A 23,268-nucleotide genomic window follows, 5' to 3' on the forward strand; every position below is an offset into this window, starting at 1 on the left:
TTGCGAGCCAAGATCAGATCAAAAGAATACGTCATCCCCGTCTGAAGGCATGAATTCAACGCTTGAAGCACAACACAAGATAATGCCTTCTTCAGTTCAGAACGGTGGAGTTAGACAAAATGATGGGAATTCAAAGCCGAAGGAGTAAAATTGCTATATCTTTATGTGTGAACTAAATGCGTTAAAAAGTATTTTTCCGTATACTTCTGTGATTGCGCTCGTTCGCCGCTCGCTTGCCGACCGTCTTCTGGGCTTCACCCAGGCCACCGGCGCCAGTGCCCAGGAGGTCCGACTGATGAATTTCCGCCTCCGTTTCCGGGAATAAAGCTCCCCGGTCGGCGTCCACTTTCGTGGCCCTGTCACAGGGGATTCTTTCTTTCTGTCCCGCCGTCACATCACCTACCTCTGATGAGTTTCACTTCTCGACAAGGCGGGAAAGCGTTTTGGCGACAAAATATTTATTTTACGTTTAATATCAAAAAATAAGTAAAGATTGTATAATAAATTGCAAAATTCATTTTCCAATAGATTCATCCTCTGTCATCTGCTAATACTTCACCAAAATACGTCAGATATCGGCGAACCCCGCGTCGGCCCTGGCGCACGATGCATCGCCGGGAAGCGTTCTCCGTATGTCTCACCCGGGTCTTTCACGGTTTCCGCAGCACATCAGGCATTCCGCAACGGCGCGAACCAGCCGGTGCGGCGCGTCACTGCTATACGTCGTCGCCGCCATCACCCTGCTGGCCGTTCTGGCCGCCGCCATCGCCGTCTTCTCCGGCGCCTCGTCCCAGTCCCAGACCAGCCACGCCCCGTCGCTCGCCGCCTATTACCTGGCCCTGGCCGGCCTCAACCACGCCGCGACCCTCTCCGCAAACGACCTCGAAGCCCTTCTCGACGCGCCGGGCGTGACCTGCGCCCTGGATACCGGGCACTTCACCCTGGAGGTGCTCGAACGCAACGCCGACGGCTCGTTCGCCGTGGCCGCCACAGGCACGGCCCTGCCGGACAGCCCGCGCCAATCCGTCTGTTGCCTGCCGGGCACGGTGTCGGACGCCGGGGGCTATATCTCTTTTGAAAACGACCTGGAGGACTTCGACCTGCCCGTGACCTCGGGAACCCGCAACAGCAACATCGTCTCCGTGGACCTGAACAACAGGGTGGCCGTTTTCGGCAACAACACCCAATATGCCTACGGCTGCCTGTGGTACCGGGGAAACCGCACCTGGTGCGAGTCCGGAAAATGCCTGTTCGGCAAGGGTCTGCGGGCCTATTTCCGATTTTCCTATGCCGCCGTCCCGCCGGGCCTGGCCTGTGGCGACGGCTTCACCTTCGCGGTCATAAACGCCACGGAAAACGACGCCTCGCGCTCGGGCGGACTGGTGGGCATGGGCGAGCTTCTGGGCTACGCCGGGCCGGGTTCCACGGCGGACGGCCGGGGGCTCGCGCCGCCGAAATTTGCGGTGGAGTTCGACGTTTATGCCAACCAGGGGACGAAAAATCCCAACCGGGTCGATTCCCGGGCGGACGGCCAGGGCGGCGACCATGCGGCCCTGGTGTTCTGGGGGTTTGAGGACGATTCCGGTTCCTGCGCGTCGTCGGGCCATTCCTATGCCTGCGCCCAGGACGACAACCGCCATTCCCGCCAGGGTACGGAGAATGTGGGGCTTGGCGTCTCCGGCGACATGCCGCGCAACAGCCTGAACCGATCCGGGGCCGGGGACTACGCCGCGCAAAGCGGCCGCCCGGACTGGCTGCAAAGCGGCGCGCACGCCATGCGCATGGAGGTGGACCGGGCCGACGCCCCGGACATCCTGGGCGATTATGCCTACAGCATCCGGGTCTGGATCGATTGCTCCGACTGCGACGACGTCATGAGCGCCTATACGGCCGGTCCACCCACCCTGTCCCGGTCATTTTCCCTGTCGCGGGCCCAGCACGAACGCTTCGAGCGGGTGCTCTTCGGCTGGACCGAGGCCACGGGCGCGGCCGTGCAGCAAGTGGGCGTGTCCGATTTCAAGCTGTATTTTCTGGAATAGGGGGTCGGCTTTACATCGCCCGGGCCTTGGGCCATGTTCCGGCCCATGCGCCGAACCCTTGCCGCCATGTGTCTGGCCCTTTTCGCCTCCCTGCCCGCAAGCGCCCCCGGCGGCGAGGTCATCTACAAATACGACGCCCCGGGCGGCGTCATCCATCTTTCCAACCGGCGCCTGAGCAAGGACTACCGGCCCTATTTCTACATGCGCGTGCCGCGCGCCGTGGACCAAGACAAGCTCATGGCCGTGATCCGCTACTACGGCCGCCGCTATAAGATCGATCCGGAGCTGGTGCGGGCCATGGTGGAGGTGGAGTCGGGTTTCGTGATCGAGGCCGTCTCGCCCAAGGGTGCCCAGGGGCTGATGCAGATCATGCCCGGCACGGGCAAGGATCTGGGGCTGACGGAACCCTTCGAGCCCGGGCCGAACATCGAGGCCGGGGTGCGGTATATGCGCGACATGCTGGATCGCTTCGGCGGCGACGCCTCCCTGGCCCTGGCGGCCTACAACGCCGGGCCGGGCCGGGTGTCGCGCACGACCGGCGTGCCGGACATCCCCGAAACCAAGGATTACGTGGCCAAGGTCATGGGCCGCTACGGGGCGCGCTCGGGCATGCGGTAATATTTTCGGTACCGAGGGGAAATTGTCATGACGCGAATTCTCATACATCCTGGCGAGCACCTGGCTGACGAGTTGCAGGCCCTTGGCATGAGCGCCAACGCATTGGCCAAGGAACTTGGCGTGCCCACCAACCGCATCACCCAGATCATAGCGGGCCGACGCGGGATCACGGGGGATACCGCCTTGCGGCTGGGGAGGTGGTTCGGAACGGGACCGGACATCTGGATGAATCTGCAAAAAAATTATGAGCTCAAACGGGCGGCCCAGGAGATTGGACGGGCCTTGGAGGATATCCCCCGGCACGACATGGCGGCGCAAGCGCCAACCCTCGCCGCCCGGTGACCCGGAGGATCGAAGTCAGTCGACTACCGGGAATAAGGACGTACAGGCCGTGATGCTCGGGCCGGGCCCGGTCAACCAGCGCAGACGTTCGCCCCGGCGGGTTGCCGCGTCTCGTCCAGGAGCCGCAGGCCCAGGGCCGTGACCTCGGCCGGGATCAGCGTCCGCAACACGGCGAGGGGCAACCGCTGCCGCACCAGCAGCGCCCCGGCCACGTCCGTCACCCGGTCCCACACCGCCGGGCGGCCAAACAAATCGGCCAGGATGCGGCCAAGCTGTCCCCGCAAAAGTCCCGAGGCCCCCATGCCGCGCAGGCCCAGGGCCTCGAATTCCCGCATGACATGCAGCATGTCGAAGGCCAGCCGCTCGCTGGCCAGATCCGCGTGCAGCCCGAAGGCCTCGCCCAGAAACCGCGTCTCGGCCTGATGCCCGGCCAGGGCGATGAGAAACCGCCGCCGGATGGTCAGCTTGCGGCTGTCGCCGGGCAGGACGTAGCCTGGATCGTCGTCGGGGCCGTCGATGGCCGCGCTCACGGCCGGGCAGTCCATGGCGAAGGACATGACCGCGTGCCCGGCCACATGGTGGGCCAGGGCCTGCAAGGGATCGCGCTGGGGTCGCGTCTGGTCCATTCCCGTTCTCCTCGGGGCGAGTCTGCGGGTTATGATAGCAGCCGGGAAAGCTCCGCCGAAAGGGCCTCGGTTGTGAAGGGTTTTTTGAGAAATCCCGTGACCCCGGCCCGAAGCGCCAGATCCACCTGTTCGCCGGTGGATTCCGTGGTGGCCATGAGGATGGGCGTGTCGGCATGGGCCATGTCCCCGCGCACCAGCCGGGTCAACTCGATGCCGTCCATGACCGGCATGTTCATGTCGGCCACGATGCAGTCGAAGGGATCCGAGGTTTCCAGGATATCCCAGGCGGCCTGGCCGTTTTCCGCCGTGGTCGCGGCGAACCCCAGGCCGGGCAGGGCGGAGCGGTAGAAGGCCAGCATGGCCTTGGAGTCGTCCACGGCCAGGATGCGGCGCTGCCCCGTCTCTTCCGGGGGGGAAGCCACGGCGCTGGCTGTGCGCAGTCGGTGCGCCAGGGCCGTGGCCTGGGGCGTTTGCGCGCCCTCCAAGACCTGGACGAAGGCCGCCATGGTCTCCGGATCGCAACTCGTTTCGGCCTCGGCGACCACCAGTTCGGCCAGGGCCGGTTCGGACACGAGGGCGGCGAAAAGCCGCACGGCGGCGGCGTCGGCCATGGCCCGGGCCACGAGTCCGGCCTTGGCCGGATCGGCCTGCATGGCCTCCATGAGCTTTCTGGCCACCCCGGGGTTGGCGTTAGCCTCAAGGGCCGTGATCACGGCCAGAAGCAGCATGGGATCGGTCTCGGCCAGGCCGTCGAGCAAAAAGACCAGCCCCTTGAGGGATGGGGCCCGGCCCAGGGCCTCGTAGACCGCGAAGCGCAGGTTGGGGTGGGTGAATTCCTCCAGATCCTGGGCCGTGACCAGGGCCTCGGCCCCGGACTTGTGGCCGATAAATCCCAGGATGTTGGCCGACAGGATCTTTTCGTCCAGATCGCCCTCGCCAAGCAGCCTGGCCACCCGGGGGACGGCGGCCGGGCCGGTGGCGATGATGGCCTCGTGGATGGCCCGGCGGGCCGTGGGATTTTTGTGGTGAATCTTGGTGACCAGATAGGACAGGGCCAACTCGCCGCCGATGGCCGCCACGGCCCCCACGGCCTTGAACACCGTGACCGGGCAGTTGTCGCCGGAGATGATCTCCGCCGCGTCCACCAGGGCCGCCAGGCGCGACAGGGATTCGGCGTCGGCCAGGGCCCCGAGGGTCTCGGCGCACAGGGCGCTGATCAGGGGGTCGGGATGGTCCAGGTGCTTCCGGAAAAGGGCCAGGCTGGCGGTGTGGCGCAGACGGGACAGGGCGCTTAACGTCTCCTGCAGATCCTCGGACGTGCAGGCCCTGGCGGCCATGTCCAGGAGCACTGGCAGGGCGGCGGCAAACTCGTTGCGGCCCACGGTGCGCAGGCACAGGCGGCGCACGGCCGGGGACGGAGAGGCCAGTCCGGCCACGGTCTGGGTCTCGTCGTGGGCGAAAAGGGCCTGCAGGACGTTGATGACCGCCAGATCCACGGACTGGTCGCCAAGGGGCGCGGCGATCAGGTCGCACAGCCCCGGAATGGCCGTAACGTCCGCCTTGGCCTCGATGTCGCGAAGCAGGGTGATCTGTTCGAGAAAGTCCAATCCCCGGAAATCCGTCAGGGCATCCATGCGTGAGTCCTTTGGCTGCGAGGTGAAGATGCGCCCGGCCTGTCCGATGCGCCGGGCGGCTGCGCACATGTGGCCGCTCAAACTGCCTAGCGTATTTCCGGCCCGTTTCCTAGGGGCCAGACGGTCTGTCCAAGGCCTTCGCCACGGCCGTTTGTGGACAAATGTCAGGGAAAATGCTTTGTTTCCCCGGTTCGCGGACAATGCGACACGGCCGTCCGCTACGCGGACCTTTTTGCAACAGTGACCTCGAAGGGAATCGGGAGCATGTACCAGGGGCGCACACATCGGATCACGACACAACGCAGGGCGCAGCCGTCCAACACCCGCCGGGCGCGCCGGGCCATGCCCCGCCGGACAGGCGCGGCCGGTTCCGGCAAAGCGGGCCTGCGTTTCATACGGCTTGTGGCCCTGGCCGCCATTGTGGTGGCCGGGCTCTTTCTGGGATGCACCTTTTTTTCGGCCAAGGAGCCGCCCGCGCCGCCGCCTCCGGCAGTGATGCCCATGACCCCTGCGGCCGTATCCGATTGCCTGTCCCGGGTGCAGACGGCCAAGGCCGCCCAGCCCCGGCCCGAATCGCTGGATGATTTCGTGCGCTATGTGGCGGCGGCCTATGTGGAGCCGGTGCGCTCCCGCTACGCCGTGGCCGAGACCATGGAGACGGCCGTGCGCCTGTCCGCCGCAGGCAACGCCCAGGCCCAGCGCTTTCTGGCGGCCACCGTGCGCGACGTGCAGCTCCAGGCGGCCATGGGCGGGCGCACCTTCAGCGTGGACCAATGGCGGGAGATCTACCTCCGCTCCGGCCTCCTGAACCAGGATACCTTTGTGGCCATCGGGGGGGAACTGCCCCAGCCGGAAACGGGCCGTCCCGCCGCATCCGTGGCCCCCGCCCCGGACGCCGCCGTCTCCGGGCCGTCCCTGCCGCCTTTGTCCGAGGACGAAGGGGAATGAGCATGGCCCTGGCCGTCGCCGCCAAAAAGGCCCTGGCCGACGCGGTGCGCATCAGCCTGGATCTGTACAAGGTCATGGTCCCGGTGATCATCGCGGTCAAGATCCTCAAGGAACTGGACCTCATCGCCTATCTGGCCGTGCCGCTTGGGCCGCTCATGGAGCTGGCCGGGCTTCCGGCGGACATGGGGCTGGTGTGGGCCACGGCCATTTTGACCAACATCTACGGCGGCATCCTGGTTTACGTGGCCCTGCCGCCGGGGCCCGACCCCCTAAGCGTGGCCCAGGTGACGGTGCTCTCCACCATGATCCTCATTGCCCACAACCTCCCGGTGGAGGGCCGCATCACCCAGAAGTGCGGGGTGGGATTCTGGGGCCAGACGGCGCTGCGCATGGGCGGGGCGCTTTTGTGCGGTCTGCTCATGCACCGGTTTTTCGCCGCCGCCGGGATGCTTACGGAACCGGCCCGGGCGATCTTCACCGCCGCCCCGGCCCAGGCCTCCCTTGTCGGCTGGGCGCTTGGCGAGGCTAAAAGCCTGATCATGATTTTCGGGGTCATCCTGGCGCTCATCGTCCTTATGCGCGTGCTGGCCCGGTTCCGGGTCACGGACCTTCTCGAGCGCGTGCTGGCCCCGGTTCTGGGGCTTATGGGCATCGGGCCCAAGGCCGCCAGCATCACGGTCATCGGGCTGGTCATGGGCCTGGCCTACGGCGGCGGGCTGATCATGATGGAGGTCCAGGGGGGGAGGCTGTCCCGGCGCGACGTGTTTTCCTCCCTGTCGCTGATGAGCCTGTCCCACGCGCTCATCGAGGACACCCTGCTCATGACGCTCATTGGGGCCAGCATGCAGGGCACGTTTTTCGGGAGGCTCCTTTTTTCCATGCTGGTGGTGGCGGTCCTGTCGCGGCTGGTGGGGCCGCGCCTGTCCGCGCCCGGGTCGGTTGCGGGGAGGCTCTTTTGACTTCCGGCGCGGGCCTGCACCGCTGGGCAGCGATGGCGGCCGTGGCCGTCCTGGCGGCGTGCGCCCTGGCGGTTGCGTCAGCCCAGGCCCTGGCGACCCAGACGACCCAGACGGCCCCGGCCGCCCCAGTCGCCCCAGTCGCTCCGGTCAGCTTCGAGCCGCTCATCCGGCGGCTGGTGGAGTCCGGCCGTCCCGAGGCCGCTGTGCGCGCCCTGTTTGCGCGTCCTGAAATGGCGTTTGATCCCGAGCCCATGAGCACCAAGCTTACCGAACTGTACATGTCGAAATACGGCCTGAAGCTGGTGACCGACATCCAGACGCGGCTGGCGGAACTGGGTTACCATCCCTGGCCGACGGACGGCCGACTCAAGCGGCTCACCAAGTGGTCCATCCGGGCCTGGCAGCGGGAGTGCGGCCTGCCGGAACGGGCCGTGGCCACCACAGAGCTTTTGGCCGCGCTGCGGGCCTCTACAGCCAAGGCCCCGGCCGGGCTGGAATTCCCGCCGATCGAGGCCCCGAGCGTCTACGAGAGCGCCCTGACCCCGGAGCGTCTGGCCGAGGCCCGGGAGTTTTTGGCCGCCAACCGGGCCATGTTGTCCCGGGTGCGGGCGCGTTACGGCCTGCCCGAGGAGGTGGCTGTGGGGGTGAGCGCCGTGGAGACCCGGTGCGGCCGCTATCTGGGCGACAAACCGGCCGTGGCCTCCCTGGCGGGCATGGCCCTGGCCCGGGACTATTCCCTGGTGTCCCAGGCGTTTGCCTATGAGCGCCCCGCTCCCGACCGGACAGCCTGGCTGGCCCAGACGGCGCGCGACCGGGGGGATTGGGCTTACCGGGAACTGGTGGCCCTTTTGGACTATGCCGCCCGCCTGGGCCGCGATCCCCTGAGCATGCCCGGCTCGGTCTACGGGGCCATCGGCGTCAGCCAGTTCATGCCCACAAGCGCCCTGACCCTGGCCCGGGACGGCGACGGGGACGGCGTGGCGGATCTTTTCAACGAGGCCGACGCCCTGGAGAGCATGGGCAACTACCTGAATAAAGCCGGAGTGGGAGGCCAGACCTCCGAGGCGGCCCTTCGCGAGGCCCTTTTTCGCTACAACCGCAGCCGGACCTATGTGAACACCATCATGGCCGTGGCTGCGCACCTGCGCGAAACCGCCGGATCGGGCGCTCCCGGGCAATGACCGGACGGCCGTGGCCGTCCGCCGTCGCCAAGGGCCCGTGGAACGTCGGCCGGGCGCGAAAGCCGCGCCGCGCCGTGTGGACCCAAACTGCAACGGAAACCCGCATGCCCTCTCTCCTGCGACTTTTTTTTCTGTGCCTGACGCTCGTTGTTCCGGATATCGCCCAGGCCGCCTCGGCCACGGTCATCGGCTATCACCGGTTCGACGGCCACCGGTCCAGCATGTCCATGCCCATGGACGTATTCGAGGCCCATCTGAAATATCTCAAGGAGAACGCCAACGTCCTCTCCATGGACGAATTTGCGGGCTACATCGCGCGTGGGGAGAGTTTCCCGCCGCGCACGGTGGTCATCACCATCGACGACGGCTGGTCCTCGGTCATGCAGGCCTTTGAGCTTTTGAAAAAATATGACCTGCCGTTCACCCTGTTTCTGCCTATGGCCTACATGGCCAATCCGGCCTCCAAGGCCAGCCTGAGCGCCGCTGACATCGAAAAGCTCAAGGCCTGGCCCAAGGTCACCTTTGCGGACCATTCCTTCAGCCACTCCACGCGGCTCCAGGTCAGCAAGCATGGCAGCCGCGACGCCTACCTGGCTTTTTTGCGTTCCGACCTGAGCGCCTCGCGGAAACGCTTTTTTGAAATCTTCGGCTCGTATCCCAAATATTACGCCTATCCCTACGGCCACGGCAACGACGTTTTCGGGGAGCTTTTGGCCCAAAACGGCTACCAGCTCATGTTCGTCACCGGCTATCGGCCCTTCGACGGCAACGTCAATCCTCGGGCCATCCCGCGTCTGGGCGGCCATGCCGTGTCGGTGCAAAAGCTCAAGGAAATTGTGGAGACGTACTGAGGCGTTGGCGTCGGCGCTGTGCGCACCTGTGCCGGGGGAGTGGGCGTGGCCTAAGCCTTCAAGACGTACTGCGCGCAGGCGTCGAGGCTGCACGTTCTGGCGTGAGGCGCCTGGGAAGGAGCGCCGTACGGCGTACGGGGTGTGGCGTCGCGGCCGCCGTCCGGCCAGAAGCCGGACGGCGGCCACTCCGGGCCTATTGGCCGAGCAGCAGATGCAGCATCGGCGGGATGGACCCTCCGGTGACTTCCGTGAAGTCCGGGTTGGTGGTCATGACCGCGCCGTGCTCGCCCACGGTGAATGACGCGTTTTGTTCGATGCTGGCCGTCATCCCGTAGACCGGGGATGAGAACCCACCCTCCACAAGTTGCCCCACGCCGTTTTGGATGCGGTACAGGTAGGCCTTGTTGCCATCGGTGTACCGGCTCGACGTGTTGAGCGCCGCCCAGAACACGCCGCCTCCGGCATGAACGATGGACGAGAAGGAATACAGCGGATAACCCGCCTCCGGCGGCGCGACGCGGGGGATGCCTGTCACCGGGGACCAGGAGGCGCCGTCGGTGCTGTAGAAGGCGGCCCCGTTTTCGCCCACGGCCACCACCATGTTCGTGGTGGCGGCCACGGCGTACAGGTCGTCGCCGTTTGCGCCCACCACGGATGTGCTCCAAGCCCCGCTGTGCCACCGGGCCACCTTGCCGTCCAGGCCCACGGCATGCACGTCCCCGTTGGGGGAAGCGGCCATGGACTTGTAGTAGTAGTCGATTCCGCCATTGAGGCAGTTCATGAACGTGCTTTCCACCATGCAGGGACTGCCGTTGCCGTTGGCGTCCTGGAGGACGGCGTAGCCGCCCGAGGCGGTCTTGGCCACGTCAAGCAGCGGCGGGGAACTGCCCACGCTGCCGGGGGGCGTCCAGGCGGTCCAACTGGAGCCGTTGCCGCGCAGGGTGAGGCCGTTCATGGTGGCGGTGTCGATCACCGACAGCCACATGTCCGATGCGGAAAACCCCTTGAAGGTCTTGGTGAAGCTGTTTTCCGCCAGGGTGGCGATGGGGTGGGCGGTCATCTGGCCGCCGTTCCAGGCGTAGATGCCGATGGACTGGCCGGTCCATTCCGGGACGATCCACAGGCGGTCGGTAAAAACCGCAGCCTTCAGGTTCGTGGTGATTTTGGCCGGGGTGTTCAGGGTCTGCCTGGCCCCGGTGGTCCCGTTCATGCTCTCCATCAGGCCGTAGTCGCCGCCGAGCAGGTATCCGCCTGAAGCGGGCACGATGGCGTGGCGGGCCTTCATGGCCGGGTCGTCGCGGTTGACCAGGGCGTTGTTCGTCCCCACCCACTGCCGGATGACCCCGGCCAGTCCCACGAACCAGATGTCGTTTGCCCCTGAACCGCTCATGGCCGACAAATCGTATCCGTCGAGGATGCCGCCGCCGGTGTTGACCTGCACCCAGGTAGTAGGGGAGACGGACCGCTTCAGCCGGAAGATCTGGCCCGAATTGCCGCTGGCGAACACGTTGTCGGCGTCGGGCCCCCAGACGGCCTGGAGCAGGTTGAAGCTCATGGAGCCTCCGGCTTCCAGCTGGGCCATGACCGTCCAGCCCGTGGCGTCGCGGTGAAGAATCGTGCCGTAGGTGCCCACGGCGAAGATGTCGGAGTCGGAAAATCCGAAGATGGACTCCAGACGAAATCCCCAGTCGGAAACCACGCCCAGGGGGTCGGTGACGCCCTCGAACTCCCATTTGCTCTGGGCGGCGTTCCATTTGGCCGGGGCGCCGGACAGGTCGCTGATGGCATAGGCCCCGCCCGTGGCGGACACCCAGACGTCGGCCATGGTGTACAGGCCGTCCCAGCCCTGGACAGTCGGCGGCGTTGTGGCCGTCCAGGTCGTGCCGTTGAAATGCAGGAGCACCGAACGGGTGGGATCGGACACGGTTGCCGCCGCGCCGTTGCCGCCCACGGCCCAGATGTCTGTGGCCGAGCGGCCGTGGATGCCCTTTATGGGGGCGGTGGTTCCGGAGGTCATGAAGGTGACGGTGGATCCGGTGCGCTTGAGGATGGTCCCTGCATCGCCGACGAAATAGGTGGTTGTCCCGCCGTCCGGGCTGTAGGCATCGTTTAGGGTGTTGCCGGTGGGCGTGGGAGCCAGGGAGGTCCAGGTTTGGGCCGTGGCCAGGTTTGAAAGGCCGCAGAAGACGAACAGGGCCATGCCGAACCAGGCCATGCGCAAAGCATTCTTCGTGCAAATCACGTTTTTCCCTCCCGAGATGGCGCAGGCGTCCTGCGACTTTTCGCGAACAAGCGCGTGTACATCGTCATTGGGCGGCCAGTGCGTTGCTCAAGATGCGGCAGTCGCGCGGACGGCGACTGCGGGCGGGCGTGACGTCGGAAAGAAGAAAGCGTCTATTTTGAAGATTTTTTATCCTACATCAATGTGTAGTGTTTGTGCAAGGCGTATCCACTGGCAGCTCGCTCTGGGCCGTCATGCCGGGGTCGGAACACCGGGGCGGGCGTACCTTCTCCGGCCAGCGGCCTGGCTGCCGCCAACCGTTGCAAGCCCCGGCGGTCCGGGGCGCAAAGTTCGCCTCATCCTTAACGCACAATCGATTCACAGGTAATATTATACACTTTTTCTTTGGAAATACTTTTCACATCGCGAGCCATGTCATGTCTTCCAATGCCGCACACCGGGGCGCATACCGGCTCGTTCTGGCCATCGGCCTGCCCCTGGTGGTCAGCATGGGCGCCACCACGCTCATGCTTTTTACCGACCGGATGTTTCTGGGCAACTATTCCCTCGACGCCATCGCCTCCGCCATGCCCGCAGGCATCGCCTCCTTAGTTTGACTCCGTGCGCATGCGCAAAGCGTCCAACGCCTTGCTGGTAAATTCAGGACCATTGTCCAATCGAATGGTCTGGGGGCATTCTCCTTTGAGCCTCAACGCTTCCAGCATCCTGGCAACACGTTCCCCCGTTATGGATTGACCCGGCTCCAGGCAAGGACTTCGCCGGTCCCAAAGGTCCACCACCGTCAGCACCCGGATGCGGCGGCCATTGTCCAGGCTGTCGCTTACGAAATCCATCGCCCAATGCTGATTCGACTCCGTGGGGCCAGGCGTCACCACGCGTAAACGGCTCGGGTGTTTGCGACGTCGTCTCAGCCGTAACGATAGCCCTTCTTCCCGGTACACCCGCTCGACCCGTTTATGGTTCACGACATAACCTTCACGTCGTAACAGGATGTGCAGCCGAGGGCTGCCGAAACGTCGGCGATCTTCAGCCAGTTCACGCAACCGGCGGCGTAGTTCGGCGTCTCGATCCGGCTTGACTGGCCGCCGGTATGTCCGACGGTTCATGCCTATCAACTGGCAGGCCCGCAGCTCGGAATAACCATGCGCCTCAATGGTGTGGCGCACGGCCAAGCGGCGTTCGGCGGGCTCTATCAGTTTTTTTCCAGGACTTCCTTGAGCACCTGGTTATCCAGAGCTAACTCGACGACAAGCCGTTTCAGGCGCAGGTTTTCCTCTTCAAGGCCCCGCAAGCGTACCGCCTCGGACACCTCCAGGCCGCCGTACTTGCTGCGCCATTTGTAAAACGTCGCATCGGACATCCCATGCTCACGGCATAAAGCGGCTACCGTCATCCCCGCTTCCGCCTGCTTGAGAATCTCGATGATCTGTGCCTCGCTGTATCGGCTCTTCCTCATGGGCACGACCTCGCTGGCCGAAGTCACGAACTCATAACTGGGATATCTTTTGGGGGAAAGGTCAGCCGTCAATAGCCCATCCGGTGGAGCCATGGACGGATGAAGGAGGCAAGTTCCTGAGGCAATTCCGGAATGGCATACGCTTTTTCTGAGAGAAATCGCTCATACCGGTATTCTGGAATGAGCAACGGATTCTGTGTTTGACCGAGCATGTTTTCGTTGAAATCGATATCGAGGGCGGCACACATTTCATTTAGGATCCTTCGTGGTTCGGAGACCAGATCCTCATACTTGCACCAATACGTGATGGCCCCCAACTGCATGAGACGCTCAAATACCCGAACTCCATAGCACCAGCGGAGTGCTGCGCGCAGCAGGGGTTGACCAGTTCTTCGAACCTTGGAATCGATACACGAGGCTCCGTGCCGCGCAATGTATATTATCCTATACCCATGCATTGTGGAAACAAACTGAGACAGAACGTCAACGCATGACACATTTATTGTGTTGCACTCTTCAAGTCCATACAACTGCTCTGTTGTAATTTTATTCCCCCATATTTTCCCATGGTGTCGCGAAATATCTTCATCGAAAATGGACCGGAGGGCCTGCAGCCTTTCATTAAGTATGTTTTCTGTTGATGTAACAGGAAAATCATCTCCAATAAGCACCCTTGCTGTATGAAATTCGCTTCTCATACTGATGTCTGGATGTCCATCGAGGCATGCGGTCAAAAGAGAAGTTCCTCCGCGTCCAACGCCGATTACCAGCAGAGGATTGCCTGTGTGTGTCATCTTCTTCCTTCTTAAAATTACAGAGACGTTAGGCCTGATACATGGTACAGTTTAAGTTGTCGGATACAAGCGTTTCAGATTGATTCGAGCATCATCTGTCGTGAGTCGCCAGGCCACGTAGGCTTGGCGATTATTTTTTCATCGCTCCACGCCGATACCAGGGCACGCATCGGCTCATGGCAGCCTATTCGGCAGGAGAGGCATTGTCGGATCAACACGCCGAGTGCGATTTTTGAAAAGTTTGATCTACGTCAATACCTATAAGTGTAGTTTATTTCAAGGTGTTGTGAAAGTCACCTCATTTATTTGTGGAATGCAACGCCAGTTTCTCAGCCGAAGAGTCCTCTCGCAGTGACGTCTGAGGTGGTCGCGGAAAATTGGACAGTCGGTCAAGCTATGCTCCTCAAGCGAGGAGGATGGTTTCCGATGTCCAAGCGACGGAAGTTTTCGGCTGAGTGTAAGGCCAAGGTGGCGTTTGAAACCCTGTCCGGCGAGTTGACCAGCAAGTACGACGTACGCCAACGGTGATCGCGGGCTGGAAGCGTCAAGCCAAGGAAGGCATGGTGGCGTCCTTTTCCGGGAAAACGGCGGCCGTGAAAATAGATGCCGCTGCCGAGATCAAGGAATTGCACGCCAAGATCGGCCAACTCACGGTGGAAAAGGATTTTTGAGAGCGAGCCTTCGCAAAACGGTGCGTCGCCAGCGAAGGCGCGGGATGGTTGATCGTGATCATCCGCGATGCAGTATTTCCCGGCAGTGCCGGATGCTCGGGTTGGCCAGATCAACATGGTATCATCGCCCCACGGGAGAAAAGGTCGTAAATCTCGATCTGATGCGGCGTATTGACGAGCAATTTTTGGAGACGCCGTTTTACGGGTCACGCCAGATGCATCGGCACGGAAACAATCAGGGCATCGTGGTGGGGCGTGCTCGCGTCAGGCGCTTGATGCGCAAGATGGGGCGCTGGCCATTTATCAAAAACCAAGGACCAGCGTCCCGCATCCTGAGCGCAAGGTTTATTCGTGCCTGCGGCGTGGTTTACAGGTCGATCGACCAAATCACGCGTAGTACGCCGATATCACGCATGTGCTAATGAATCGCGGAGCCCTGTATCTGGTGGCGATCATGGACTGGCACATCTTGGCGGTGCTGTCCTGGCGCTTGTCCAACGCCATGGATACGGATTTCTGCATCGTCGCACGGGAAGAGGCCATGAAGAGGTATGGGTTTCCTGAAATTTTCAACATGGACCAGGGGTCGCAATGCACCAGCCAGGCATTCACCCAGGCTCTCAAGGACGCCGAGGTATCCATTTTCATGGATGGCAAGGGCCGGTGGATGGACAATGCCTTCATCGAACGCCTGTGGCGCTTACGTGAAATGGGCGCGCCTCTCCCTGCGAGAGTTGGAAACCGCCATCCAGGCCCGGCAGGCGATTGGAAACCGGGTCCGCTTTTACAATGAGCAGCGACCGCATACGGCCTTTGACGGTTGTCGCCTCATGGACGTATACAGAGAAGGACAAATAGCCTCGAAGGCGGCATGAGCAGCAACCGGACGAGAGCTCCACCTCCCCGCAAAACTGTCCAACCATCCGGGTCCACCGCAAGTTATCCTCCAACATCAATGTGCAGTGTTTGTGCAAGGTCTATTCTCCGGAAGCCAGGTCCAATCCATGCATCCAAGGGCGGAACCCCGCGGACAGGCGTACCTTCTCCGGCCAGCGGCCTGGCTGCCGCCCACCGCTGCGGGCCCCGGCGGTCCGGGGCGCAAAGTTCGCCTCATCCTTGACGCACAATCGATTCACAGGTAAGGCTATACTCTTTTTCTTTGGAAATATTTTTCACATCGCGAGCCACATCATGTCTTCCACAGCCGCACACCGGGGCGCCTACCGGCGCGTTTTGGCCATCGGTCTGCCCCTGGTGGTCAGCATGGGCGCCACCACGCTCATGCTTTTTACCGACCGGATGTTTCTGGGCAACTATTCCCTCGACGCCATCGCCGCCGCCATGCCCGCAGGCATCGCCTCCTTCGCCATTCTGTCCTTTTTCATCGGCACGGCCGGGTACACCGGGGTGTTCATCGCCCAGTACACCGGGGCCGGGCGTCCGCAGCGCGTGGGGGCGGCCCTGTGGCAGGGGGTGTGGTTCTGCCTGCTGGCCGGGGTGTTTTCAGCGGCGGCCTCGCTTCTGGCCGGGCCGCTTTTCGCCCTGGCCGGACATCCGCACGACGTGCGCGTCCTGGAGGAGCCGTATTTTCGCATTCTGATGCTGGGCGGGGTGTTCGCCATCCTGGACGCCGCCTTTTCGGGTTTTTTCACCGGCCGGGGGCTGACCCGGGTGGTCATGGCGGTTAACCTGACGGGGGCGATCCTCAACATCCCCCTGGACTACGCCCTGATCTACGGGGCCTTCGGGTTTCCCGAACTGGGCATCCGGGGAGCGGCCCTGGCCACCGTGGCCGGGGGGGCCGTGAGCGCGGCGCTTTTTACGGCGCTCATCTTCACCCAAAAAAACGAGCGGCTTTTCCGGGTCAGAAGCGCATGGGCCCTGGATCGCGATCTTTTCACGCGGCTTATGAAATACGGCCTGCCCGGCGGCGTCCAGTTCTTCCTGGACATCTTCGCCATCACCTTTTTCGTCTTTTTGGTGGGACGCATCGGCAAGGAAGAACTGGCGGCCACCAACATCGTCTTCTCCATCAACACCCTGACCTTTTTGCCCATGGTCGGGTTCTCGGTTGCGGCCAGCACCCTGGTGGGCCAGGCCCTGGGCGCGGGCGATCCCGATGCCGCCCATCGCGACACCATGGCCACGCTTCGCCTGACGCTGGGCTACATGACCGCCGTGGCCCTGCTGTTCGTGGTTTTTCCCGAGGTGTTTTTGGTTCTGTTCCGGCCCCGGGACTTGGATGCCGCCGGATATGCGGCCATCACCGCAACCGGGGTCTGGCTGATGCGTTTCGTGGCCGTCTATTCGATCTTCGACGCCGTAGGCATGATCCTCTTCGGGGCGCTCAAGGGGGCGGGCGACAGCCGCTATCTCATGTTGTCCATGGGCGGCGCGGCCATCTTGGTGATGATCCTGCCCACCTACGTGGCGGTGGAGACCTTCGGGGCCGGGGTGTATGCGGCCTGGGCCTTTCTGACGGCCTACGTCGTGGCCTTGGCCGGGCTCATGTGGCTGCGCTACCGGGGCGGCAAATGGCGGCGCATGCGGGTCATCGAGGGGGCGGGATAGGCGTTCGTCCCGCCATATGGCGGATCGGGGAGGTGGTGGTATGGCGCTTCAGCCCGCTGCCGGATGCCCCGTATCCGACTCCGGGCCGCCATGCGTCGCTGTTCACGTTATTTCACGGCTTCTGTGCGAGTAAAACAGGAGTTCTCAAGTAAGATATAGCGATAAATTTGATCGCGCAAGTTGGTATCTTGATTGTCGAGGAAGGAATCGCTGTTGTCGGTTTGATTTTTTATGTTCTTGTAGGCAGCTGTATATGATCGATGATCGTGGATAATGTAAGGCATTCTGACATGTTCGATAGAATATGCTTTGCATTTTTTATTTACGTTTCTATTGTTTGATATGAAGACTGACGATGTATTTGAAAAAATATTGTTTTGGTTGTTAATAGGAACGATGTAATATCCTGAAAGTATTTTTGGTCTGCCGTCTTCGCATTTAATTGTTGAGATACTGAAGAAAGAAAGATGCTTGTTCCCGATGCGAAGTGAGACTTTTTGTGGATAGAGAATAGTGTCTTTTTGTAATAGTTCGAAGTCGAAATTAATACTGAGTCCATTGCTAAGAAATTTGAATCCGGATTCCGCAGAGATAGCTGCCTCTGAGAGGCAGAGGAGACGCTCCGGGAAGGAAAAAAAAGTTGTAACCAAGCTTTCAGGTATTTTTTCCGTTATTCTTTCTTCGGCCGTGGCGATGAGGTCTCTGAATGAGTCTGCCACAGCCTGTTCTTCAATAGAAGTTACCGATTCACGGGCAGTGTTTTTGTCTATAAGTTTGACATATCCGTGTTCAATGTATCGCTTCATCACTTTTGATTTTACATTATTGATTTCAATGATGTAAAAGTCGTTTTCTTCCGCTATGATCTTTGCGTATGCGGTTGCGTCATAAGAGAAAGTGTTGTCATTTGTGCATGTCTGATTGTCGATGCTCGAATTAAGCGTATGGGTTTTAACAGGTTCGCTTGGATTTGAAACGATGAGGTATCTGTCGTTTCCGATGTCTTTAATCTGTTTTTTTAAAATGTAGCAAGGTGTTCCAGATGTGCATTGTGTAGGCACATATGCATGTCGTGATCCTTCGTCAAGGTGGATTATATATATGGTTTGGTTCTCATCGTATTCTAGCACGGTCCCGACAGGAAGATAGTCAACTATTCCATAGCATTCACTACCTTGACTTCTACATGGGTAGTTTGGTTCGGATGAAAGAGCTCTGACACCTTCCTTTATAAAGCCTTGTGTCGCGAGTGCTGTGCCAGGTGATGATAAGATCATTGAAATGTATATAATAAGTATTACAAGTCGCAGCATGGTTTTGATTCCCTCCTTTATGGATATTATGCCGATATTCCATGTGGCCATTTAGCCAAAAATGTCATCCCATGGCGACCAGTCATTGAGCACGCCTTGCTGCGTGATTGCGTCCATCACCGCCCGCACGGTCTTGATGCGCTGCACGGGCAGAGGGCCGATGCTGACCCTGCTTAAGGCCTCAAGCGGATCATGCTCCTCCAGGGCGGCAGCGATATCGGCATAGCGCCCACGCCCCTGGTGCAGGATGTCGAATACCATGCAGGCCTCCTGCCAGGGCTTTCCCTCGAGGTCGGGGATCTTTTTTGCAGCGGCGGCCAGTTTCTTTTGGGAGGTCGTCACGGCCAGATCCACCTGGGCCCTCCGGGCCTCGTCGTCCTCCACGCACCAGAGTATGAGTCGGGCCAGGGCCAGAAGTTCCGCCTGATCTACCTCCACCGGGTTTGCGTTGAGATAGCGCATGAAGTCCAGCAGCTGCAGCTCCGTGCGCCCATTCGGCCGCAACACCTGGCTTGCCGTTTCCAGGTTTTGCATACGCCCGTGCTGATCCAGGCAATGGACCCGGGGTTCACCCTGCCCATCCGTTTCCAAACTCAGGTCTGGAAAGTAGGAACGGGCTGTCGGCAGCGTCAGAAGCCGGCGAAAGAGCAGGATAAGGTTGGCCCCCGGGGTATGGGCGGCGAATTGGGGGCATCCGAAGGTGAATCCCGCCCGATCGTAGGAATTAATCCGTCCGAAATAGCCGCCGCTTTCGGCCAGGATGGTCGGGTGGAGAAAGGCGCTCCAGCCAGGGTGGCTGGCGTCGAAGTCTTTCGGGTCGTAAACCCCGGCTATGGCGAGGTGGGCCAGATGGGCGGGCTTTTGGGCCAAACCCAGCCGGGGCATGTCGTCCACATGGTGCTGAGGCGAGCCCAGGCACAGTCGCATGCCGGTCGAGGCGGTGGCGTAATGCCGCCCCGAGGCAAACTCGAAGGTGAAGGTGACGGCGTTATCCTGCGCCGGGTCGGCGTTCGCTGGGCGTACATCCTCGGGGCCGGGTTCGTCAGGCCGGGCCGGAGTAGTAGGGGGGGACGCCGCACTCCACAGATCGTCGGCCAAGAGCGGGATAGGCCAAGATATTCCAAGCGCCTGTGCCGTCTCGGAACCAACGATGCCGTCAGGCGTCAGTCCCCGGGCGGCTTGGAAGGCCAGCACGGCGGCATGAAGCATGGGGCCGAAGACGCCGTCCATGGCCCCAGGGTGTATGCCGTTGGCCGCCAGGGCGGCCTGGATGGTCCGGATTGCCGGGCCTCGTTGGTAGGGCGAATCCAACTCGAAACATGGCGTGGCGGCGTCAGTGAGCCCCAAAATGGCCTTGGGCGGCTCGTAGGTGACGCCGGGGAGGAGAACTCCCATGCTCCAGGGGCGACCGGCCACGGGGAAGATTCCCACCCCGAAGCGCGTCCCCCTGGCCTCCACGGCCTCACCCGTTCCGAGCGAGATGGCCACATGCCCATCGCGATGTACGGCGTCGGATCTGGGAATGCGGACCAGGATGGCGCCAGGAATGCCGCAGGCGTCGGCAAGGGCGATAACGGCGTTTTTTTCCCGGGCATCGCTGGCCCAGTAGCCGGAATAGGCGTTGGCCTTGTGCAGCCCCTCGGGCTTGGCTCCGAACACGATCTTGTAGGCCTGATAGGCGCACCAGGAAACGAACTCCGCGCAGTCCCAGGGACCAGTCCAGGCTGGATTGCCAAGCGGGCACTCGCAGCCGTAGACGTATTTTTCTCCGAGATGGCGTGTGGCGACCTCAAGGATGTCCTTTCCTGTGAACATGTTTTTTCTTCCTGTCCGGTGTTCATGGTTTACTGTATTTGAATCGAAAAATACATCCTAGTTGTTACTTGAAAGGTATTTGCTCGGAATAACGCAAAAAAAGGGACAATATTTCTGGCAAATCGTTAGTTATTCGATTTTTTAAAGATAGCATGATATTATCGAGATGAATATATTCGTCAAGAAATATTTTGCTCGCGGGTCCGCGAGTGCGGTGGCGCGTCAGGGGGAGAAACGAACGTCGGAGGGAATTTCCTCTACGCGACCAAATGGAAACGGGCGTCCATCTTGGTGATGATCCTGCCCACCTATGCGGCGGTTTTGACCTTCGGGGCCGGGGTGTATGCGGCCTGGGCCTTTCTGACGGCCTACGTCGTGGCCCTGGCCGGGCTCATGTGGCTGCGCTACCGGGGCGGCAAATGGCGGCGCATGCGGGTCATCGAACAGGCCGCCGGGGCCGCTCCCCCCTGACGTCTCCTGACGCCGCCTGGCCTGCAACGCAAACGGGCGGTGGGACGCATCGCGTCACACCGCCCGTTTATCCTTCATCCCGCGTGGGAATTGTCGATCACTCCCTGACCATGTTCGGGTGATGCACCTCGCTGCCCTCCATCTCCACGGTGTGGCAGACGTCGCAGCGGCCCTTGCTGCCGATGACCCCGGAAAAACCCATATACTGGATGGGCTGCACGTTGTCCCGGTTCTTGCCGTAGGCGTTGTTCGCCACGTAGGTGGCGTGTGGCGCGCCGTGGCAGGCGATGCAGGGCACGTTTCCCGTGTCTTCCTTGCGGCTGCGGTACAGCCCGGAACGGTCCTTGACCCAGACGTTGAAGGCCTTGGCGTCCCTTTCCGCCATGGTGAAGTCCTTGTGGCAGGTCAGGCAGTCCGGTTCCTGTATCCAGGCCAGACGCGGATTGATGTCTGCGGTCTGCGGAACCAGGCGCGGACGGATGTTTTTCATGAAGATTTCCGCCCGCTCCTTGCCTGCCGCCTGTTCCGAGCGAAGCACGGACAGGGCGTGGTCCTCCAGATAGCCGTGGCAGGAGGCGCAGCCGATACCCTTGGCGGAGTGGTTGTCGCGCAGGCAGCGGGTGACTCCCGTATGGCTGTCCGGGTGGCAGTTGGCGCAGGCATCCTCGCCCTGGCCGGTCATGTAGTTGACGTGGAAGCCGTGCATGGCCGCCGAGAGGTTCAGGCGTTTGGGATCGGCTGCGGCGTCGAACAGGGCGTCGGGATGGCAGCTCTGGCACATGACGGGCTGTCCGGCTGCGGCCCTGGCCGCCAGATCCGTGCCGCTGCGCTTGTCGTGGACGGTCAATATGCCTTCGGCCGTGCCCCCTGCGATGCCCGTGACCCCGCCCTTGCGGAACGCGCCGCCGTGGCATTTCCAGCAGCTCATTTCCGTGGACACGGGCAGGACCGTTTTGGTCTGCGCCACCACCTGGCCCGTGGCCTTGTCCGTGGCGGTGAGGGTGAACAGCGGATAGGGGTTCACGGACCCGTCGTCGGCATAGGGAACCACAGGGATTCCGGCGGCCTCGAAGGTCTTGGATTTTTCGTTGTAGGCCAGGGATCCGTCCAGGCCCTTGCCCCCGGCGGACTGGTCGGGCTTGGGCTCCTTGCCGATGAGCGAGGGGGCGTACTTCCAGAAGTCCACATGCCTGGAGGGATGCTTGAACCCCTCCGGGGCCGCGTAGGTGATCTCCACCCCGTCCGTGACCACCTCCGGAACCACGTCGCGTCGGATAAGGACCGCGCCCACGGCGCTGCCCGGCGGCAGAAAGGTGAAAAAGCCGTCGGCGTCGGTGATGCATTTGAGGCCCAGCGTACACCAGGACAAAAGCAGGTGTGAGGCCGTGTCCGGAGCAAAGGCCGGAATGTCCAGGGGCAGGGTCTTGATGTCCGCCACCACGGGTTTGTCCAGGGGACGGCCGTTGACCGTTGAGGTGATGTAGGCGGCCAGGGCGTCGCGTTCGGCCGGGCTGCCCACAAAGGGCGGCATCTGCTTGAAGAGGCGGCCCTGCCCGATGATGTAGGCGGCCACGCCCTCGTTGCCGATATGTCCGGTATATCTGCGGATGTCCTTCATGGGGCCAGACAGGCTGTGGCAGGACAGACACTGGAAGGCGTAGAGCTCCCTCCCGGCGTCCAGGCGGTTTTCCGCAGTGACGTCCTTGTTCCTGGCCCAGGCGGCGCGGGGCAAAAAAGGGTCGGACAGGGGTTCGGCCCGGGCCGGGGCGATGCCCGTGGACCATAGGCGCTCCTGGATGATGAAGGGCCGCCGCCCGGCCTCGCGGATGTATTCGAAGGCCCCCACCACGCCAAAGCCCAGAACCAGGAGCAGGGCGGCCACCGGGGTGCGCACGGAAAGCGGCAGGCGCACGGCCATCAGCAGGGCGAAGACGCCCACGGCCACGGCGATCACCGGCAACGCCTGGAGATACGGCGTGATTTCGGCCGAGCCGCGCAGGATGAAGTCCAGGGTCGATGGGGGCAAAACGGTCAGGTACCACCAGCCGGACAGGGCCAGAAGCGGCAGGGAGAGCACGGCCCACATGACGCATGAGCGCACCACCCGTTCCCGGGCGGCGGGCTCCTTGACTCGGACGGCGGTCACGAATCCGAACAGTCCGGCCAGCAGAAACGCCAGAAAGGACCGGAAGAAAAGCGACGGCCAAAACGACGGGTTGAACATGCCGTCCCAGAAGTCGTTGGTCGTGGCCCAGGCCCCGGGGGTGAGCATCACCCCGATGATGCCGTTTATCGTGAGAAGCGACAGCCAGGCGAAGATGAAATAGAGCCAGCCCACGCGCAGGTGGTCCCTGGGGGCCATCTTGCCGAAGGAATAGTGGTAGATCAGAAGGGCCGCGATTTCCCCCAAAAAAAACGTCCATTCCGTGGCCCAGCCCCAGACGAAGGCGTTGACCAGGGTGAGCGTGCCGCCCGGGGAGAGCACGGCGATGGTGAACCAGATGGCCACGCCGGAAAGCCCGCCGAAAACCATGGTCAGAAGCAGGAAAAACGTGGTGTGGGATTTGACGTAGTCCAGGATGGCCGGGGAGTTCTCCCGGTGTCCCTTGGTCTCGGTCAAAACCAGGAACAGCCCACCGCCCACGGCGAAATGGGCCACGAAGACGTGGACCGTGGCGATGAGCGCGATCCAGAACCCCCCGCCGGTGGCCGCGATCTGCCAGACAGGATAGTCCAT

19 protein-coding genes and 1 pseudogene are annotated in these 23,268 nt (G+C 62.1%); 11 read left to right on the forward strand and 9 right to left on the reverse strand.

Translation table 11 applies throughout. The annotated features are described in order from the left end of the window. Positions 1-632 precede the first annotated feature (632 nt). From GD606_RS14980 to GD606_RS14990, 3 genes are read left to right on the forward strand one after another with little or no spacing between them, the layout of a single operon-like run. Positions 633-2,039, forward strand: a complete 1,407-nt coding sequence (locus GD606_RS14980) for an L-type lectin family protein (protein ID WP_163301441.1) — start codon at positions 633-635, stop codon at positions 2,037-2,039. Positions 2,040-2,084: 45 nt separating this feature from the next. Further along, a complete protein-coding gene (locus GD606_RS14985) occupies positions 2,085-2,657 on the forward strand; it encodes a lytic transglycosylase domain-containing protein (protein ID WP_246298835.1) in 573 nt (190 codons plus the stop codon). 27 nt (positions 2,658-2,684) lie between these two features. Continuing rightward, complete coding sequence (locus GD606_RS14990; protein ID WP_163301439.1) at positions 2,685-2,999, forward strand: HigA family addiction module antitoxin; 315 nt, start codon at positions 2,685-2,687, stop codon at positions 2,997-2,999. Positions 3,000-3,070: 71 nt separating this feature from the next. Here GD606_RS14990 and GD606_RS14995 read toward each other — a convergent pair whose 3' ends face one another. Further along, positions 3,071-3,625 (reverse strand): hypothetical protein, encoded by a 555-nt coding sequence (locus tag GD606_RS14995; RefSeq protein ID WP_163301438.1) that lies wholly within the window; start codon positions 3,623-3,625, stop codon positions 3,071-3,073. Positions 3,626-3,654: 29 nt separating this feature from the next. Beyond that, complete coding sequence (locus GD606_RS15000; protein WP_163301437.1) at positions 3,655-5,259, reverse strand: response regulator; 1,605 nt, start codon at positions 5,257-5,259, stop codon at positions 3,655-3,657. A 342-nt stretch (positions 5,260-5,601) separates the two neighbouring features. On the opposite strand from GD606_RS15000, the gene GD606_RS15005 reads away from it, so the two are divergent. The 4 genes from GD606_RS15005 to GD606_RS15020 all read left to right on the forward strand — a co-directional run bounded on the left by GD606_RS15005 (position 5,602) and on the right by GD606_RS15020 (position 9,198). Beyond that, a complete protein-coding gene (locus tag GD606_RS15005) occupies positions 5,602-6,207 on the forward strand; it encodes a hypothetical protein (protein ID WP_163301436.1) in 606 nt (201 codons plus the stop codon). A gap of 2 nt (positions 6,208-6,209) precedes the next feature. After that, positions 6,210-7,166, forward strand: coding sequence for a hypothetical protein (locus tag GD606_RS15010; RefSeq protein WP_374190861.1), 957 nt, complete (start codon positions 6,210-6,212; stop codon positions 7,164-7,166). Then, positions 7,163-8,347, forward strand: a complete 1,185-nt coding sequence (locus tag GD606_RS15015; protein WP_246298836.1) for a lytic murein transglycosylase — start codon at positions 7,163-7,165, stop codon at positions 8,345-8,347. The genes GD606_RS15010 and GD606_RS15015 overlap by 4 nt, the downstream gene beginning before the upstream one ends. A gap of 104 nt (positions 8,348-8,451) precedes the next feature. Further along, the gene (locus GD606_RS15020; RefSeq protein WP_163301434.1) at positions 8,452-9,198 is read left to right on the forward strand and encodes a polysaccharide deacetylase family protein; all 747 of its coding nucleotides are present in this window, start codon (positions 8,452-8,454) and stop codon (positions 9,196-9,198) included. A gap of 193 nt (positions 9,199-9,391) precedes the next feature. Here the strand turns inward: GD606_RS15020 and GD606_RS15025 are convergent, their stop codons facing one another. After that, complete coding sequence (locus GD606_RS15025; protein ID WP_163301433.1) at positions 9,392-11,440, reverse strand: hypothetical protein; 2,049 nt, start codon at positions 11,438-11,440, stop codon at positions 9,392-9,394. Positions 11,441-11,856: 416 nt separating this feature from the next. Between GD606_RS15025 and GD606_RS15030 the strand changes: the two genes are divergently transcribed. Next, positions 11,857-12,036, forward strand: coding sequence for a hypothetical protein (locus GD606_RS15030; RefSeq protein ID WP_163301432.1), 180 nt, complete (start codon positions 11,857-11,859; stop codon positions 12,034-12,036). Here GD606_RS15030 and GD606_RS15035 read toward each other — a convergent pair. The 3 genes from GD606_RS15035 to GD606_RS15045 all read right to left on the reverse strand — a co-directional run bounded on the left by GD606_RS15035 (position 12,028) and on the right by GD606_RS15045 (position 13,690). Continuing rightward, complete coding sequence (locus GD606_RS15035) at positions 12,028-12,606, reverse strand: DDE-type integrase/transposase/recombinase (RefSeq protein WP_163301431.1); 579 nt, start codon at positions 12,604-12,606, stop codon at positions 12,028-12,030. The genes GD606_RS15030 and GD606_RS15035 overlap by 9 nt on opposite strands. 26 nt (positions 12,607-12,632) lie before the next feature. Continuing rightward, a complete protein-coding gene (tnpA, locus tag GD606_RS15040) occupies positions 12,633-12,896 on the reverse strand; it encodes an IS66 family insertion sequence element accessory protein TnpA (RefSeq protein WP_163301430.1) in 264 nt (87 codons plus the stop codon). A 68-nt stretch (positions 12,897-12,964) separates the two neighbouring features. After that, positions 12,965-13,690 carry a sulfotransferase gene (locus GD606_RS15045; RefSeq protein WP_163301429.1) on the reverse strand — a complete coding sequence of 242 codons (726 nt, stop codon included), beginning with the start codon at positions 13,688-13,690 and terminating at the stop codon, positions 12,965-12,967. A 426-nt stretch (positions 13,691-14,116) separates the two neighbouring features. On the opposite strand from GD606_RS15045, the pseudogene GD606_RS20955 reads away from it, so the two are divergent. Then, positions 14,117-15,236: pseudogene (locus GD606_RS20955) on the forward strand (IS3 family transposase). A 316-nt stretch (positions 15,237-15,552) separates the two neighbouring features. Beyond that, positions 15,553-16,932, forward strand: a complete 1,380-nt coding sequence (locus GD606_RS15060) for an MATE family efflux transporter (RefSeq protein ID WP_163301426.1) — start codon at positions 15,553-15,555, stop codon at positions 16,930-16,932. Positions 16,933-17,039: 107 nt separating this feature from the next. Here GD606_RS15060 and GD606_RS15065 read toward each other — a convergent pair whose 3' ends face one another. Together GD606_RS15065 and GD606_RS15070 are read right to left on the reverse strand one after the other, a co-directional pair. Then, on the reverse strand, positions 17,040-18,245 hold the full coding sequence (locus GD606_RS15065) for a hypothetical protein (protein WP_163301425.1): 1,206 nt from the start codon (positions 18,243-18,245) through the stop codon (positions 17,040-17,042). A gap of 51 nt (positions 18,246-18,296) precedes the next feature. Beyond that, the gene (locus GD606_RS15070; RefSeq protein ID WP_211922120.1) at positions 18,297-20,060 is read right to left on the reverse strand and encodes a peptidoglycan-binding protein; all 1,764 of its coding nucleotides are present in this window, start codon (positions 20,058-20,060) and stop codon (positions 18,297-18,299) included. A 288-nt stretch (positions 20,061-20,348) separates the two neighbouring features. On the opposite strand from GD606_RS15070, the gene GD606_RS15075 reads away from it, so the two are divergent. Next, a complete protein-coding gene (locus tag GD606_RS15075) occupies positions 20,349-20,531 on the forward strand; it encodes a hypothetical protein (protein ID WP_163301408.1) in 183 nt (60 codons plus the stop codon). 97 nt (positions 20,532-20,628) lie between these two features. Here the strand turns inward: GD606_RS15075 and GD606_RS15080 are convergent, their stop codons facing one another. Beyond that, a complete protein-coding gene (locus GD606_RS15080) occupies positions 20,629-23,268 on the reverse strand; it encodes a c-type cytochrome (protein ID WP_163301424.1) in 2,640 nt (879 codons plus the stop codon).

The organism is Desulfolutivibrio sulfodismutans DSM 3696, from assembly GCF_013376455.1.
GTDB lineage: Bacteria > Desulfobacterota > Desulfovibrionia > Desulfovibrionales > Desulfovibrionaceae > Desulfolutivibrio > Desulfolutivibrio sulfodismutans.